General features: G+C 66.6%; 14 protein-coding genes and 1 pseudogene. 5 read left to right on the top strand and 10 right to left on the bottom strand.

Translation table 11 applies throughout. From position 1 onward, the window contains the following. Window positions 1-14 precede the first annotated feature (14 nt). The 5 genes from A7G45_RS01690 to A7G45_RS01670 all read right to left on the bottom strand — a co-directional run bounded on the left by A7G45_RS01690 (window position 15) and on the right by A7G45_RS01670 (window position 4,639). Window positions 15-1,166: an acyl-CoA dehydrogenase family protein gene (locus A7G45_RS01690; protein WP_260932900.1), complete on the bottom strand. Its 1,152-nt coding sequence runs from the start codon at window positions 1,164-1,166 to the stop codon at window positions 15-17. 3 nt (window positions 1,167-1,169) lie between these two features. After that, complete coding sequence (locus A7G45_RS01685) at window positions 1,170-2,321, bottom strand: acetyl-CoA C-acetyltransferase (RefSeq protein ID WP_260932896.1); 1,152 nt, start codon at window positions 2,319-2,321, stop codon at window positions 1,170-1,172. A gap of 69 nt (window positions 2,322-2,390) precedes the next feature. Beyond that, on the bottom strand, window positions 2,391-3,011 hold the full coding sequence (locus A7G45_RS01680; protein ID WP_043390719.1) for a hypothetical protein: 621 nt from the start codon (window positions 3,009-3,011) through the stop codon (window positions 2,391-2,393). A 108-nt stretch (window positions 3,012-3,119) separates the two neighbouring features. Beyond that, the gene (locus A7G45_RS01675) at window positions 3,120-4,391 is read right to left on the bottom strand and encodes a PucR family transcriptional regulator (RefSeq protein ID WP_260932893.1); all 1,272 of its coding nucleotides are present in this window, start codon (window positions 4,389-4,391) and stop codon (window positions 3,120-3,122) included. A gap of 44 nt (window positions 4,392-4,435) precedes the next feature. Continuing rightward, window positions 4,436-4,639, bottom strand: a complete 204-nt coding sequence (locus A7G45_RS01670; RefSeq protein WP_043390723.1) for a hypothetical protein — start codon at window positions 4,637-4,639, stop codon at window positions 4,436-4,438. A gap of 258 nt (window positions 4,640-4,897) precedes the next feature. Between A7G45_RS01670 and A7G45_RS01665 the strand changes: the two are divergent. Then, window positions 4,898-5,317 (top strand): annotated as a pseudogene (locus A7G45_RS01665) (protein kinase domain-containing protein); the annotation flags it as partial. A gap of 17 nt (window positions 5,318-5,334) precedes the next feature. Here the strand turns inward: A7G45_RS01665 and A7G45_RS01660 are convergent. From A7G45_RS01660 to A7G45_RS01650, 3 genes are all read right to left on the bottom strand, one after another. Next, window positions 5,335-7,353, bottom strand: a complete 2,019-nt coding sequence (locus A7G45_RS01660; RefSeq protein WP_377042108.1) for an MDR family MFS transporter — start codon at window positions 7,351-7,353, stop codon at window positions 5,335-5,337. A gap of 79 nt (window positions 7,354-7,432) precedes the next feature. After that, window positions 7,433-7,990 carry a type 1 glutamine amidotransferase domain-containing protein gene (locus tag A7G45_RS01655; protein ID WP_043390726.1) on the bottom strand — a complete coding sequence of 186 codons (558 nt, stop codon included), beginning with the start codon at window positions 7,988-7,990 and terminating at the stop codon, window positions 7,433-7,435. Window positions 7,991-8,012: 22 nt separating this feature from the next. Then, window positions 8,013-8,663 (bottom strand): TetR/AcrR family transcriptional regulator, encoded by a 651-nt coding sequence (locus tag A7G45_RS01650; protein ID WP_043390728.1) that lies wholly within the window; start codon window positions 8,661-8,663, stop codon window positions 8,013-8,015. 195 nt (window positions 8,664-8,858) lie between these two features. Between A7G45_RS01650 and A7G45_RS01645 the strand changes: the two genes are divergently transcribed. Next, window positions 8,859-10,424, top strand: coding sequence for an alpha/beta fold hydrolase (locus A7G45_RS01645; RefSeq protein WP_051954489.1), 1,566 nt, complete (start codon window positions 8,859-8,861; stop codon window positions 10,422-10,424). On the opposite strand, the gene A7G45_RS01640 is transcribed toward A7G45_RS01645, so the two are convergent. Beyond that, window positions 10,405-11,226: an LLM class F420-dependent oxidoreductase gene (locus A7G45_RS01640; protein ID WP_043390730.1), complete on the bottom strand. Its 822-nt coding sequence runs from the start codon at window positions 11,224-11,226 to the stop codon at window positions 10,405-10,407. The two genes, A7G45_RS01645 and A7G45_RS01640, sit on opposite strands and share 20 nt — an antisense overlap. Window positions 11,227-11,290: 64 nt before the next feature. On the opposite strand from A7G45_RS01640, the gene A7G45_RS01635 reads away from it, so the two are divergent. From A7G45_RS01635 to A7G45_RS01625, 3 genes are read left to right on the top strand one after another with little or no spacing between them, the layout of a single operon-like run. After that, a complete protein-coding gene (locus A7G45_RS01635; protein ID WP_081936517.1) occupies window positions 11,291-12,805 on the top strand; it encodes an MFS transporter in 1,515 nt (504 codons plus the stop codon). Window positions 12,806-12,851: 46 nt separating this feature from the next. Beyond that, window positions 12,852-13,640 (top strand): GNAT family N-acetyltransferase, encoded by a 789-nt coding sequence (locus tag A7G45_RS01630; protein ID WP_276554701.1) that lies wholly within the window; start codon window positions 12,852-12,854, stop codon window positions 13,638-13,640. Continuing rightward, window positions 13,633-14,850 (top strand): lysine N(6)-hydroxylase/L-ornithine N(5)-oxygenase family protein, encoded by a 1,218-nt coding sequence (locus A7G45_RS01625; RefSeq protein ID WP_452296532.1) that lies wholly within the window; start codon window positions 13,633-13,635, stop codon window positions 14,848-14,850. Before A7G45_RS01630 ends, A7G45_RS01625 begins: the two co-directional genes overlap by 8 nt. Here A7G45_RS01625 and A7G45_RS01620 read toward each other — a convergent pair. Further along, on the bottom strand, window positions 14,840-16,066 hold the full coding sequence (locus A7G45_RS01620; RefSeq protein ID WP_043390733.1) for an Nramp family divalent metal transporter: 1,227 nt from the start codon (window positions 16,064-16,066) through the stop codon (window positions 14,840-14,842). The two genes, A7G45_RS01625 and A7G45_RS01620, sit on opposite strands and share 11 nt — an antisense overlap. Between the last annotated feature and the right edge of the window lie 26 nt (window positions 16,067-16,092).

Genomic DNA, 16,092 nt, shown 5'->3' with positions numbered 1-16,092 from the left:
CTCCTATCTGAGGATCAGCAGGCCGCGATATCGCGGCCGATGATCTCCTTCATGATCTCGGTCGTTCCGCCGTAGATCGTTTGGATGCGGGTGTCGAGATAGGCTCGGGCCACTGGATATTCAGTCATATAGCCGTACCCACCGTGCAGCTGCAGGCAGCGGTCGATCACGCGCTTTTGCAGCTCGCTGACGTACCACTTGCCCTTGGCCGCATCGATCGCGCTGAGCGTTCCGGCGTTGTATGCCAAGACCGAACGATCGACGTAGGACTCCGCGATATCGATCTCCGTCGACATCTCGGCGAGCTCAAACCTGATGTGTTGCTTGTCCGTGAGCGGTTTGCCGAAGGCCTGGCGCTGCCGGCAGTAGTCGACGGTGCTGCTGAAGATGGCGCGGGTCGTGGCGATCGCTTTGGCGCTGACGCCGAGACGCTCCCGTGGGAGATGACTCATCAGGTACGGCAAGCCCATTCCCGCTTCGCCCAGCAGGTTCGTCGCGGGTACCGCGGCGTCCCGGAAGTACAGTTCAGCGGTGTCCTGAGCGGGCAGCCCGATCTTGTCGAGCTTGCGTCCGCGTTCGAACCCCGGGGTATCGCGCTCCACGACGAACAGACTGAATCCGCGCGAGCCCGCCTCGGGATCGGTTCGGGCAGCAACGACCACCAGGTCGGACATGATGCCGCTGGAGATGAATGTCTTCTGCCCGTTGAGGATCCAGATGTCCCCTTCGCGCCGGGCAGTGGTGCGAATGCCGCGTAGATCGCTGCCGGCGCCGGGTTCGGTCATGGCCAGCGCGCCGATGATCTCGCCGGCCGCGAACCCGGGCAGCCAGCGCTGCTTCTGTTCGTCGTTGGTCAGGTCGAGCAGATAGTGCAGAACCAGGTCATCCTGCAAGCTGACGGTCAGACCGAACGACAAGGCGTTGATCCGGGAGACCTCCTCGCACACCACCATCCGGTAGCGGTAGTCGGATTCGCCGGCGCCGCCGTACTGCTCGTCGATCTGCAGGGCGTAGATTCCCGCTTTGGCGGCGCGAGCGAATACGGCGCGATCGATCCAGCGGTCCCGATCCCAATCATGTTGATGGGGAACGACTTCACGCGCGAGAAACTCGCGCACCGTCTCGCGATAAGCCGTGTGGTCCGCGGTGTAGAGCGTGCGCTCCATGGCCTATAGCCGCTCGATGATGGTGACGTTGGCCTGCCCGCCGCCTTCGCACATGGTCTGCAGTCCGTACCGACCGCCGGTGCGTTCCAGCTCGTGCAGCATCGAGGTCATGAGGCGGGCGCCGGTACAGCCGATCGGGTGGCCGAGGGCGATGGCGCCGCCGTTGGGATTGACCTTGGCGGGGTCGGCGTTCAGTTCGGTGAGCCAGGCGAGGACGACCGGTGCGAACGCCTCGTTGATCTCGACGACATCGATGTCGTCGATGGACAGTCCGGCACGCTTCAAGGCGTGCTGGGTGGCCGGGATCGGGGCGGTCAGCATCATCACGGGATCGGCCCCGCGCACAGACATGTGGTGGATGCGGGCCCGCGGGGTGAGCCCGAACCGGTCCACCGCACTCTCGGAGGCGACGAGCAATGCGGCTGCGCCGTCCGAGATCTGGCTCGCCGCTGCGGCGGTCACGACGCCGCCGTCCACCAGAGGCTTCAGGCCGGCCATCTTTTCCAGTGACGTGTCGGCTCGCGGCCCTTCGTCGACGCTGATTCCGGCGAGTTCGGTGATCTCCCGGGCAAAGCGCCCCTCGGCGATGGCGGCGAGGGCGCGCTGGTGGCTGGTCAATGCGAACCGATCATTGGCCTCGCGGGTCAGCTTCCAGTGGGCGGCAATCAGTTCCGCGCCACGGAACTGCGAGATCTCCTGATCTCCGTAGCGTGCCCGCCAGCCCTCGCAGCCGGTCCACGGGTCGGTGGCGCCGAACGGTTCGCCGGCGGCGAACGCGCTCAAGATGGGGTACTGACTCATCTTCTGCACGCCACCCGCGACGATGAGGTCGCACGTGCCGCTCATAACCGCTTGTGCGGCAAAGTGAACCGCTTGCTGAGCCGAGCCGCACTGACGGTCGATCGTCACGCCGGGGACGGATTCGGGCAGGCCGGCCGCGAGGGCCGCGGTGCGGGCGATGTCACCGGCCTGCGAACCGATGTTGTCGAGGCACCCGAGGATCACGTCATCGATGGCTTCCGGGTCGATGTCGTGACGGTTCACCACGGTCTTGATCACATGCGCGGCCAAGTCGGCGGGGTGTGTGCCGGACAGCCCGCCGCCGCGCTTGCCGACGGCAGTGCGAGTGGCGTCGACGATGTATGCCTCAGTCATAAAATTGAATTTAACATAGATTCGAAAATGCGGTCAATCGAAGACGATGACCCATCGAGACGGTCTTGTTCAGACGAGTTCGGGCACCCGCAGATGAGCAATTGCCAGCTCGAACTCGCAGATATCGACCAGGTTGCCGCCCAGTTGCCCGAGCTTCTCGGTGCGCACCTCGCTGGCCTGCTCACGGTTGCGGTCGAGGGCCGCGGCGCTGTCGAACGTCACCGATGACACGGCGAGTCCGGATGGTTTGTCGAGCATGAGGCTGGCGCTGCAGAATCCCTCGAGCTGCTGCACTGCCGGCAGGACCAACGTCCGGTAGAAGTCCGTGGCGAGGTCTGCCTGATGCGGCTCGACGGTGAACCACGCAACCCGCAGGCAGGCGCCCTGCGGCGAGCGGTGGTCGCGGTGCAGTGCCGTGACCTCCCACTCGTTGATCTCCTTGCGGGTGCCGTGCATCAGCTCCGCTGCTCGTTCCCCGAGCGGCCGGGCGGCGTGTGCCGTCAAGTGCATCACCGCCTCGGACTCCCAGGCGCTGGTGGCGATGCACCGGCCGAGGCGCCTATCCACCATCAGGGACATTCCTGCCGCCCCTAGCTCCTCGAGAGCGGGCAGCACGGTGTCGCGCATGTACGCAACACCGGTATCGATCGACGCCGGCTCGGCCTGAAACGTGGTTGAGCGTGCGTACACCAAGCGCTCCTCGGTTACGGCAGCGCCTGGTGGCACTGCTGGTTCTCCTCACAGCGTCCCCTGTCGACCCGGATGGTGTACGGACTTTGCCGGAATCCACAGGTTGCGTTAAGGAGCGAGGACCGCGGCGCCGAACCAATGGCAAAGCAGCAGTGCGACTTCCACATCGATGCGGTCTTCTTCGATTGGTCTGCCGCGACGCTCGATGGCGCGGTGGACGCGGTACTTCACCGAGTTGACGTGCAGGTGCAGCTCGTCGGCGCTGGATTTGAAGCTGGAGCTGTTGCGCAGAAACCCTCGGAGGGTCTCCCGTAGCCGCTCGTCACCGTCGGTATCCGTGGCCAGCGGGCCGAGGACCCGGGCGACCCAGGAGCGGGCGTTGTCCAGGTCGGAGCTGAACTGTGCTGCGACGATGAGGCCAGGTTCGTCGGCAGCGGTGACCGGCCGTGGTGGCGCCCCCGGTGCCATCGCCACCGCACGGGCGGCGATGGCCTCGCGGTGTGACCGGCGGAATCCGGTGAGTCCGTCGAGCGGGTTTCCCACGGCCAGCCATGGCGCGTCCGCCCGGAGCCGGACAAATTCGCGGATCTGACTCACCGCGGTGTCGGCGGCATCGGAAGCAAAGGGAATCCAGGCCCACCCGGTCATCTGATCCGACGCCACGAACAGGGGACGCTCTCGAGACCCCAGAGTGGCAGCCAGGTCGGTGACGAACCGCTCCATGGCGTCCAGTTCGTCGCCGTCGGCCTGCTCGGCGCACCAGACGATGAGCGCGAGATGGCTGCGGTGCAGGGGGTACTGGATCAGGTCGGTCGTCTCATCGACATCGAGATCGCCGCCGTCGAGCACCTCGCGTACCCGTAGAGCCCGTATCTGGTTCCGATTGGCCAGCCATCGATCGCGCTCGGCTTGATAGGCGGTCACCACCTGATGCGACACCCGGTCGATGTAGGTGAACGAGCTGGCGGCGATCTCTTCGAAGACCCGCCACCCCAGTTCGGTCTCGAGCTGCGCGGCCCGGACTTCGTCGAGGATCAGTTTGAGGACGCCTTGGTGTCCGAGTCGATAGGCCCGAACCAATTCGTCCACATCGGTGCCGCGCTGCGCCAACCGGCGCGCGTGCTCCAGCGCAGCCGTGGGCGGCTCGATCCGATCGATGGGTATCCCGTGGCGGATGGCGGGGAAGAATGCTTCGAGATTGCCCTGTACCGCGTCGTACAGCAGCGCGGTCAGCTCGCCCTCACCGGCCATTTCCGATCGCTCCTGGACCAGCAACTCCTGAAGGGAGCGGGCGATGTCCGGCAGCTTGTCGCTCAACCGGTCCACGATCATTGCGGCAGTCTCGGCGGAGAGCACCCCGGTGTCGTGACTGCGAGCCATCGCTCGACTCTATGGCTTTAGGGGCGGGCTCACGCCCGCATTTGCTACTGGCTGCCGGCGTAGGCCAGGGTGCGCGCGCGGGCCGGCGCTGCGACGTGCGGCAATGCGACCGAGTGGACGGCGGCAGCAGCGGCGCTGCGACGGGCGTTGAACCACCGGACGCCGGCGGCGGCGGCGACCAGCAGCAGCGGCCACAGGCCGATGCCGAAAATGACGATGCCGTCGAAGATGAACTTGGCTTCGAGCATGGTTCTACTCCTGAGATTGGTGAAATGTATTTGGTCCGTTGATATTTGGCGGTTTCTCAACGGGAAGCTGATACCAGAACGGTACGGCTCGCGCGCACCGCGACCCAGGTACCGCCGAGACAATCTTTTGTCGATGAGGCCCCGAATCGTTGTCTCTGAGGAACAAAGGAGCATCAATTTTCCGCGGGTGGCCCCCATTCCGGCCCGCCGAGCCGGCAATTGAAAGTGAAGGCAGCAACCGAACCGAAGGCGTCTGACGTGTCCGAACCCGACGAAACGCAACGCGGCGTCGCGACCGGCATCGTCGCGGAGCTCGAAGCCGAAGGCTTCTACGGTGCAGAGCCTGTCGGGCGCGGCGGGTTCGGCGTGGTCTACCGGTGTCGCCAGCCGTCGCTGGACCGGGTCGTCGCGATCAAGGTCCTCAACACTGACTCAGAGGACGTCGACCTGGAGAGCTTCGAGCGCGAGCAACGGGCGATGGGACGGGCATCAGGTCACCCGAATATCGTGCCGGTGCTGCACAGCGGGCTGACGTTCACCGGGCGGCCGTTCATCGTCATGCCGTACCGCGGCCGCAACACACTGTCGGCATGGATCCGGCAGCACGGGCCGCTGGCCGTCGGGGAGGCGCTGACGGTCGGGGTGCGGCTGGCAGGGGCCCTCGAAACCGCACACCGCGCACCGGACGGGGTGACTCAGCCGCGGGGCAAGCTGGCGTGTGTGCGGAATGGCCGGGTCGGTGGCTCCTCGGCCCGCGCGGCGCGCATCCGGGTGGTGGGCAGGTCGGCGACAGACTGATGTGGTGGGCCGAGTTTCGTTCCCCGGGCCGACTCCCGTTCGATGAGCACACCGCGGGCAATGCGGTCGAGTGCACTCTGGACGTGAATGCGCTCGGGTGCGCCGTGGAATTCGTCTGATTGCGTGAGGGTTTCGGTGATCCAGCTCGAGATCACATTGCGAGCCGCACTCACCTCGGCAGAGCCGGCCGGGGTCAGTGTGTATTCGTTTCCGGCGCGCATGGCAAATCCGGTGGCGACCAACCGGTCGAAGGTCGGTTCCAGGACCTGCCGTGGCACGCGCCGGTCGTCCGCGATGTCGAGCAGGTCCGCGGCCCCGGTCGCCGCGGCATACCGGTAGATCAGCATCAGCACCCACAATTGTGCGGTGCCCAGTCGGCTGTTCGAGGTGCGCGCAACCGCTTCCAGGTCAATGCCGTTGCTGTGCTGCAACAGCCGGCCGACAGCGACTTCCAGGAGTTTCTCCGGCGACTCGGTGGTCGGCATGCCGAAACCCTCGCCCATGTCGGTGCTTCCGCTGGCGGCAGCGTCGCGCAGCGGCACCTGCTTGAGGAAGAGCGCCAGGACGAAGCCGACGACCGCGACCGGCGCCGCCAACAGAAACACCTGACTCAGGGAATCGGCATAGGCGGTGATGATCGGTGCGGCGGTCTCGTGCGGAAGGCTGTGCAGCACTTTCGGATCGGGTGGTGCGCCAGCTGGGATGCGGGCACTCAGGAAGTTCGCGAACATCGAGCCGAAAATCGCGGCGCCGAAGGAACTTCCGATGGTGCGGAAGAAGGTGACGCCGGAGGTGGCGACGCCGAGATCGGCGAAGTCGACGGTGTTCTGTACCACCAGAATCAGCACCTGCATGCTCAGCCCGATGCCGGTGCCGAGGATCAGCAGGAACAGTGATTGGGTCAAAGTCGAGGTGTCGGCGTCCATCCGGGACAGCAGCAGGAATCCCAGTGCCATGATCGCGGTGCCGGCGATCGGGAAGATCCGGTACTTGCCGGTGCGGCCGACGATCGCGCCGCTGCCCAGTGAGGTGACGAGTAGACCGGCCACCATCGGGAGGGTGCGTAGTCCCGACGCGGTGGCTGAGACGCCGTCGACGAACTGCATGTAGGTCGGCAGGAACGTCAGCGCACCCAGCATCGCGAACCCGACGACGAACGAGAGCACACAGCACACCGTGAAGACGGGGTTGGCGAACAAGCGCATCGGCAGAATCGGCTCGGGCGCACGACGTTCCACCATGACGAAGCCGACGAGTGCCAACACCGAGGCAACGAACAACCCGATGATCGTCGCCGAACCCCACGCGTAGGTGGTGCCGCCCCAGCTGGTCGCCAACGTCAGGCCCGCGGCGCCGAGCCCGACCAGGACGATGCCGGCATAGTCGACGACGGCCCGGCCGGCACGGGCCATTTCCGGAATGGCCACCGCCGCGATGGCGATGACCACCATCGCCACCGGCACGTTGATCCAGAACGCCCACCGCCAGCCCAGGTGGTCGGTGAAGAGCCCGCCGAGCAACGGCCCGACGACGGTGGTGACGCCGAAGACCGCGCCCAAAGCGCCTTGATACTTGCCTCTTTCGCGCAGCGGGATGACCTCGCCGATCACGGCGACGGCCGTCACGGTGATGGCGCCACCGCCCAGGCCCTGCAGCGCCCGCGAGGCGACCAGCATCCCCATCGACTCCGAGAGTCCGCACAGGACCGACCCGGCCAGGAACAGCAGGATCGCGACCTGGAAGACCTTCTTCCGGCCGAAGATGTCGCCGAGCTTGCCGACCACCGCGGTCACGATCGTCGAGGCGAGCAGGTAACTCGTGACGACCCAGGACTGGTGGCCGGCGCCGCCCAGATCCGCGACGACCGTCGGCAGCGCGGTCGCGACGATGGTCTGGTCGAGCGCGGCCAGCAGCATGCCGAGGACGACAGCGAGGAAGACGAAGTTGCGTTGTCGGATGCTTGAGGGCACCTGGTCTGTCACGTCAGAACCGGCCTCAGGTCTGGGCCGGAGTACTCGCCAACGCTTCGGTGATGGCCTCGCAGAACGCCGGTAAATCGGCGGGCGAACGGCTGGTGATGAGATTGCCGTCGATACACACTGTTTGATCGACCACCGTGGCACCGGCGTTACGAAGGTCGGTACGGATGCTCGGATAGCTGGTCAGTCTGCGGCCGCGAACGACGTCTGCTTCGACCAGCGTCCACGGGCCGTGGCAGATCGCGGCGACGGGCTTGCCAGAGCGGACGAAGTCGCCGACGAACGCCACCGCGGTGCCGTCGAGCCGCAGCTTGTCGGGGTTCACCGTGCCGCCCGGCAGGATCAGTGCGTCGAACGCGTCGACCCGCACTTCCGATACTGTGCGGTCGACCGCAATGTTGCCTGCCGGTTCGAGGTCGTGATTGCGGGCCTGGATTTCGCCGGCGGTGACCGACAGCACTTCGACGCAACCACCGGCCTCCTCGACCGCGGCGCGCGGTTGCTCGAGTTCGGCTCTCTCGACACCGTCAGCGGCGAGGATGGCGATCCGTCGGCAGCGTAGTTCTTTGAGCACGTGGGTTGGCTACCCGTGTCGGCTACTCCGGAAACACGCGCGTCACCGGCGGTGGCTTGTCGACGATCGCGGGCAAGACGAAGGTCTCGAGATACCGCTTCGCCACCGTTGGATCACTGCTTCCAGGCACCACGTCCAAGAGCAGGCTCAGCGCTGTCGAGATGATGAACTGCGCCAGATCGTGTGGGTGCAGGCCGGCTCGGAACTGCGTTGTCGTGGTGTCGGCTAGCATCCCTTCGACCATCGACTGGACCGTCTGGGTCAGCGATCCGTCGTTGGCGATCAGCGCGACGACCGTGCCATCGGGAGTCTGGGCAGCGATGGTTCTGAGCAGTGGGTCGCGTACCAGTTGGGTCGCGACGATGACCAGGCTGTCGACCAACAGGTCGACCGGCGTCGCGTCGGCCGCCATCTGTTGCAGCATCGCCAGCATGTGCCGCTCGGTGGTGCGCTGCACCAAGGCGGCGATCAGCTCCTTGCGGTTGGCGAACTGCCGATAGACCGCGCTCCTTGAATAGCCGGCTTCGGCCGCGATGACCTCCATGGTGAAGGTGGCGCTGCCGCCCTCGACGAAGTACTGCTCCGCAGCGTCGAGCAGCACCTGTCGGGCCTGCTCGGTGTTGTTGCCGCCACCGACAGGCCGCCCTCGGGGCCTGCGCTGCGGTGCTGACACTCGATGGTCCTGCCGGGGTGGGCCAATGGGATCACCAGTATGCCGCAGCCCGCAGCGCTGACCAGCGGCCCGGATCATTAATGAAACATCAGAACAAATTTGTTCATTTTTCCTCGATGGGCCGGGACGCGGGCTAGCGTGCGGTTGATGACGAGGTTGTCCAGATCTGTGTGGGTACTGCTGGCATCGGGAGTTATGGCGCTCTGGTTACCGATCGCGCCGGCGTGGGCCGACGACGCTTCCGGCCCCCACCACGGCGGGAGTAATGCGTCATCACAGACCGCGTCGTCGCAAATCGGGAAGGCGAAGCCATCGACTGATGCGCACGCGCGCAAGTCTGCCGACCACCCTCCGCGCAATAAGAAGGCCACGGAATCCGGCAAGCCCGACAAGGCCAAATCCGAGAAGCGCGAGACGGCCGAACCCACGAACCCGGAGAAGGTGGCTCGGGCGCGCTCGGTTCGGCCGAAGCCGCCGGCCCCGCTCGCGAAGCTTCTGCACGACGTGCCGGCCACGCAGTCGCAGGCGCCGATGGTCGCCGCCGCGCAAGCAGCTTCAGCGACAACGTCGCAGCCGAGCGCCGTGGTCAAGACGGCTGCAGTTGCTGCCACCAGCACGACCACCGCCGCGGCACCCACCACGACCACCGTCGCCAAAACCGCACGGCCCAGCCTGATCAACGTCATCGGATCGTTCGTCTTCAACGTGATCGGCGGCGCCATGCTCGCGTTTGCCGGCCCGCCGGTACTGCCGCGCGGCAGCACGGTCACCGTCAAGGTGTCCAGCCTGACCATGCCGGACACCGGGCAGAAGGTCCAGGCGAACTGGTATTTCCCCGAGCACGCCGACACGACGACCCGGATGATCTATTTCCAGCACGGGTTCATGGCCGTCGCCCCGATGTACAGCTACACACTCGCCGCGCTGGCGCAGAGCACCAACAGCATTGTGGTGGCTCCAACACTGTCCTCCAATGCATTCGACCCGAATGCTCGATGGCTCGGAGGTTCGGCAGATCAGCAGGCCGTGGCAAACTTGTTCGCCGGTGACCGTTCGGCGCTGACCGAAAGTGCAAGTGCCGCAGCCGGACACCAGATGACGTTGCCGACGAAATTCGTTCTCGTCGGGCACTCGCTCGGCGGCGCGCTGGTTACCGCGGCCGCCGGCCGCATGGCGGACAACGGCGCCATCGAGAACCTGCAGGGCGTCGTGTTGATGGACTCCGTCGATCTGAACAACGTGGTGCCGACCACGCTGCAGAAGTTGACTGGCGCCAATTACCTTCCGATTTACGATATTTCATCCGAACCGTACGTGTGGAACAGGGACGGTCTGGTCGGGCAGGAGCTCGAAACGGCTCGACCCGGGCAGTTCAACGGGGTCATGCTCATCGGAGGTCGGCACATCGACGCGCTGCAGGGTGCCAATCCGGTGCTGCAGTTCGCCGAGTATGCGATCGCCGGTTTCTCGAAATCGTCGAACGTGGAAGCGGAGAAGATCCTCGCCGGCGGATGGATCAATGACATGTTCGCCGGCACCCACACCGGCATCTACGGATCGCCACAGCAGACGATCGAGATCGCCACCAAAGCCGGTCCCGCCACCGCGGTGGCTCTGCCGTTCGCGTCCACCCAGTCGGTGCAGGCGACGCCGTGGGACGGCGTCGCGCAACTGATCCTGAACGCCGTGATGCAGGTGGCTGTCTACGAGCCCCTGGGACAGACCAGTCCGGCTGCGGCCGTCAGCGCAGTTCTGCGATGACCTTCGCGAAGGCCTCTGAATGCTGCTGCTGAACAATGAAGTAACTCACCCCGTAGCGATCCCGGAGTTCGCGGATCCGGTCGGCCATGTCGGCGGTGCTGCCGCTGAGCACGCCGGGCGTCGTCATCAGTTCGGCATCGCTGAGCTCGGGCTGGAAGTGTCGGGTCATCGACAGATTCGGTATCCCGGACCCGTCGGTCGGCACCGCGGTGATGGCCAGGTTCAGCTCCAGCTCGTCGAACCGGGCACCGGCGGCGGTGCGCACGAACGAAATTCGCTCGGCAAGTGGATCGTGCTCGTCGGTGCGCGGTCCGCCGCCGGTCAGCCCGATGATCTGTGCCTGCTGCGCGGCGACGGTCAGCAGCTTGTCGCCGGCACCGGCGATCATCACCGGCACATCGGGCAGGTGCGTGCGTAGGTACGAGGTGACGTGCGCTGTGTACTCCACCCGCTTCCCGGCGCTGGGGAACGGCAGCTCGGCGGCGTCGAACTCTTCCTTGACGTAACCGGCGCCCAGACCCGTCTCGAAACGCCCTTCGGTCAGGTCGCGCATGGCCGCGATATCGCGAGCCAGCAGCGCCGGTTTGTAGAAGCACGCGTTGAAGACGAAGGTGCCCAGGTGCAGGGAGTTGGTCGCCGCGGCGGCCGTCGCCAGCACCGGAAACGGGGCCGGCGCGCCCAGATGGTCAGGCACCAGGAGGACGTCATACCCGAGGTCCTCACCGCGGCGCGCCGCGTCCTGGACCGCTGACGGACTGTCGGTATGTCGCAGGCCGACTCCGAACCGGAAATCTCTCGTCATGTGTTCGACCTTACGGACACGCAGGGCGCACCCGCCGGTGCAAACTGCAGGTGTGAACGCCAGACTGACCCTGACCGCGGTCTGCGTCGTGGTGTTCATGCTGCTGCTCGACATGACGATCGTCGCGGCGGCGCTGGCCGATATCCAGGCTTCTCTCGGCGCCCACCTGTCCGGGTTGCAGTGGGTGGTCGACGCCTATGCGCTGCCGATGGCCGGATTGCTGCTGACCGCGGCGACGGTGGGCGACCGGTTGGGGCGGCGGAGGTTGTATCTCGGCGGGCTGGTGGTGTTCATGTTCGCGTCCGCCGGGTGCGCGCTGGCCCGCAACATCGACGTGCTCAACGGACTTCGGGCGGTGCAGGGCTCGGCCGGCGCGGTGCTGCTCGGGGTCTCGCTGCCGATGATCGCGGCCGCGTTCCCCGATGTGCGGCATCGGGCGGGCGCGATCGCCGCGTACGGCGCGGCGATGGGGGCCGGCGGTGCCGTCGGGCCGCTGCTGGGCGGCGCGCTGGTCACCGCGTATGGGTGGCCGTCGATCTTCCTGATCAACCTGCCGGTCGGGGTGCTCGCGCTGTACATCGTCATCTTCGCCGTCCCGGAAACCGTCGTGGCACACTCCCGTCCGGTCGACGTCTGGGGCACGGCGGTGCTGACGGCGGCGTTGTTCGCCGGTGTGTACGTGCTGATCGAGGGCAACCGCTTCGGGTGGAGCAGCCCGATCATGTTGGGGCTGAGCGCATTCTGCGTGGCTGCGCTGGCGGCCTTCGCGTGGCACGAGTTACGCCAGGCCGAGCCGATGCTGGATGTGCGGCTGCTTTCCGTTCCCGGTTTCGCCGGTGTCTCTCTGGCCGCGTTCGCCGCCAGCGGGACGCTGATCGCGTCGACCAACTACCTCGCGCTGTACTTCATGAACACCTTGGGGTTCAGTCCGTTTGGCGCCGGATTGCGGGCGCTGCCGCTGACGCTGGCCATCGTGGTGGGCGCCCCATTGGCGATGCTCGCGGCGCGGCGGATACCGGTGGCGGCGACCGTACCCGCCGGCGTCGCATTGATTGCCGTGGGCATGTGGATGATGACCGCAGTAAACGCGAGTACGACGTGGACGCATTTCATCGCCGGGTCCGTCGTGGCGGGATTGGGACTCGGTGGACTGTCTGCGCTGACGTCTGACGCGGCGCTGCGTTTCGTGTCGGTCGCCAACGCCGGGATGGCGACGGGCACGGTCAGCACCGCGCGTCAGATCGGCATTCTGGCCGGCGTCGCCGGCCTCGGTGCACTGTTCAGCCGGCACGCGGGCGACCTTGCCGCGGCGCGGCTTTCCGCTGTGCCAGGGCTTGGCGCCGACGCTGCCGGGCAGCTGAGTGACGGGCTGGCCGCCGGCGCCGGGCTGCGGGCGCTCGAGGCGGTACCCGACCGGATGCGTCCGGCACTCGCGACGTTCGCGCGCGAGGCCAGTGCGGCCGGCATGCAGTCCGCTTTGACCGCCGCCGCGCTGGCTGCCACCGTCGCCACGGTGACCGTGGCGCTGCTCATCCGGATAGGGGCCCGGCAAACAATTCGCGCCGATACTGTGGATTAGCCAAAGTTGCTACGGCCGGGGCTGGATGCGGATACGTTCAAGCCTTATGGTCGGCGCTGCTGTTCTCTTCTCAGGGGGGCGGTACAGCGTCGTGATCTCCGATGACCCCGACGAGGTCGAAGCGGCCCAGCGATTGCGATATCAGACGTTCGCCGAGGAGTTGGGTGCCGCTCTCCCACAAGCGATTCGAGGACCGCGCACCGGCGAGATGATCGACACCGACCGCTTCGACGCATACAGCGATCATCTGCTGGCCCGCGACGAAGAAACCGGGGCGATCGTCGGCTGCTATCGGTTGCTGTCCCCGGACGGCGCCCTGGCGGCCGGCGGCATCTTCACCGACACCAACTTCGAGATGAGTGCCGGCATCGACGCGTTGCGGCCGTCGCTGGTCGAGTTGGGCCGGGCCAGTGTGCATCCCGACCATCGCAGCGGCGCGGTGATGGCCATGCTGTGGGCCGGCATCCTGCGGTATCAGGAACTGACCGGCTATCGGTGGGCGATCGGCAGTCTGTCGGTGCGCATGGAGGATGGCGGTCCGCGCGGTGCGTTGGTGCGCGGCGTCCTGGACCGGGCCTTCCGGAAGCACCCGGCGCCCGAGGAATTCCGGGTCACACCACGAAATCCAGTACAGGTCAACGGAACTCCGCTGGCAGAGCTGCCCGATCCGGGCCGGGTGCGGATTCCGCCGATGGTCGCCGGCAGCCTGCGGATCGGCGGCGTGATTTGTGGGGAACCGTCTTACGACCCGGAATTCGACATGGCTGACTTCGTGGTGTTGATCAATCGGGACATGGTGCATCAGCTCTATCTCGCTCGGCTGACCCGTGTTTGAGGCCGACATGCTGGGGATCGGATTCGGGCCATCGAATCTGGCTCTGGCGGTGGCCCTTGCCGAGCGTGGCGTGCGCGGTCGATTCGTCGATGCCCAGCCGCGGTTCGGTTGGCACCGCGACATGTTGTTGCCCGGCACCCGGATGCAGATCCCGTTTCTCAAAGACCTGGCGACGCTGCGCAATCCGCAGAGTGCCTTCTCGTTCGTGAACTATCTCAGCGAGCGCGGCAGGCTGGTCGACTTCATCGGTCGTCATGACGTGTTTCCCAGCCGGCACGAGTTCCACGACTACCTGCAGTGGGCGGCCGACCAGTTCGCCGCCGACGTGCGCTACGGCCACCGCGTGGCCGGGGTGACGGCGAATGATGCCGGATTCGCGGTACGGCTGGACCCTGACGAGGTCATCTCGGCGCGAACCCTGGTGCTGGGCACGGGTCTGCATCCGGTACTGCCCGCCGGCACGCGGCCGAGCCTGCGCCAGTGGCACAGCCACCAACTGCTCAGCGCCTTGGCGGCCCTTGGCTCCGTGGCACGCGGTCGCTTCGCCGTGGTGGGGGCAGGGCAGAGCGCCGCGGAGGTGGTCGCCTATCTGCACCGCACCTATCCGCTCGCCGAGGTGCACGCCGTGTTCAGCCGGTACGGGTACAGCCTCGCCGACGACAGTGCGTTCGTGAACCGCATCTTCGATCCGTCGGCGGTCGACGAGTTCTACGGCGCGGACAGCGTCGAGCGGCAGCGGCTACTCGACTATCACCGGTCGGCGAATTATTCGGCCGTCGACGTCGACCTGATCGCGGACCTGTACGAGCGCGAGTACGGGGAACGCGTGAGCGGAGACCTTCGACTGTTCATCCACCGGGCCTGCGCCGTCGTCGGCGCCGATGAGGACGAGGCGGAGGTGCGCCTCGGCGTGCGCAACCTCATCGACAACACGACCGAGACCGTGCGCTGCGACGCCGTGGTGTACGCGACCGGTTATGCGCCGATGGATGTGTCGGCGTTCCTGGGCGAGCTGGCGTCCTGCTACGAGTTCGACGAGCGGGGCCGCCCGATGGCCGCCCGCGACTACAAGTTGGTGGCCAGGCCGGGTGCTCCCGGCGACATCTATCTCAACGGCGCGACGGTCGAACACAGCCACGGGCTCGGCGCGACGCTGCTGTCGAACGTGGCCGTCCGCAGCGGAGAGATCGCGGCCGCGATCAGCCCGTGACGGTCAGGTAGATCAGCACCACGTTCAGCGCCGAAATCACTACGGCCACAGTCCATCCCAGTGTCGTGACGACGCGGTGGTTGATGCTCTCGCCCATCACGGCGCGGTTGCTGGTCAGCCGGATCAGCGGAATCAGCGCGAACGGGATGCCGAACGACAGCACCACCTGGGAGATGACCAATGCGCGCGTCGGGTCGAAGCCGACGGCCAGCACCACCAGCGCCGGAATGACCGTGACCGCCCGTCGAAGTAGCAGCGGGTACGACCGGTTGAGCAGGCCCTGCATGATCATCGCGCCGGCGTACGCGCCAACCGAGGACGACGCCAGGCCCGAGGCCAGCAGGCCGATGGCGAAGCACAGCGCGACCGCCGGACCGAGGGCGTTGCCGACTGCGGCGTGTGCGCCCGCGATGGTGTCGGTGCCTTTGACGCCCTGCAGGTGCGTCGCCGCGACCAGCAGCATCGACAGGTTCACCGCACCCGCGACGACCATCGCCAAGCCGACATCGAAGCGGGTGACGCGCAGCATGTGGCGCAGGGGAGCGCCGGTCTCCGGCTTCCCGTGCCGGTCGCGGGCCAGGCCGGAGTGCAGGTACACGACGTGCGGCATGACCGTCGCGCCCAGGATGGCGGTGGCCAGCAGGAGGCTCTCGGCTCCGGCGAAGTGCGGCACAATGCCGCCGATCACATCACCCGCAGCGGGCGGATCGACGAAAAGGCTGGTGAGGAAGCCGATGGTGATGATCGCGAGCAGCCCGGCGATGATCCGTTCGAACGCGCGCTGACCGCCGCGGTTCTGCACCGACAGCAGGCACATGGAGACCACGCCGGTGATCACGCCGCCCACGAGCAGGGGCAGGTCGAACAGCAGTTGCAGCGCGATGGCGCCGCCCACGACCTCGGCGAGATCGGTTGCGACCGCGACCATTTCGGCCTGGACCCAGAATGCGATCCGGGTTGGGGTGCGGCAGTTCTCGGCGACCAGTTCCGGCAGTGAGCGGCCGGTCGTCAGGCCCAGCTTGGCTGACAGGTACTGCACCAGGCCGGCCATGACATTCGCGAGCAGGATGACCCACACCAGCAGGAAGCCGAACTTCGCGCCCGCGCTGATGTTGGCCGCGACGTTGCCGGGATCCACATAGGCGATGGCGGCGACGAACGCCGGGCCCAGCAAGGACCAGGTTGGGCGCGACGGTGCGCGGGTCTCGGTCAGCACTGCACTCACTCTCTATCCGGGTCTGC

This window comes from Mycolicibacterium llatzerense (genome assembly GCF_025331195.1).
GTDB lineage: Bacteria > Actinomycetota > Actinomycetes > Mycobacteriales > Mycobacteriaceae > Mycobacterium > Mycobacterium llatzerense.
The sequence above is the reverse complement of the archived record's forward strand: the minus strand, read 5'-3'. Positions and strand labels throughout refer to the sequence as shown.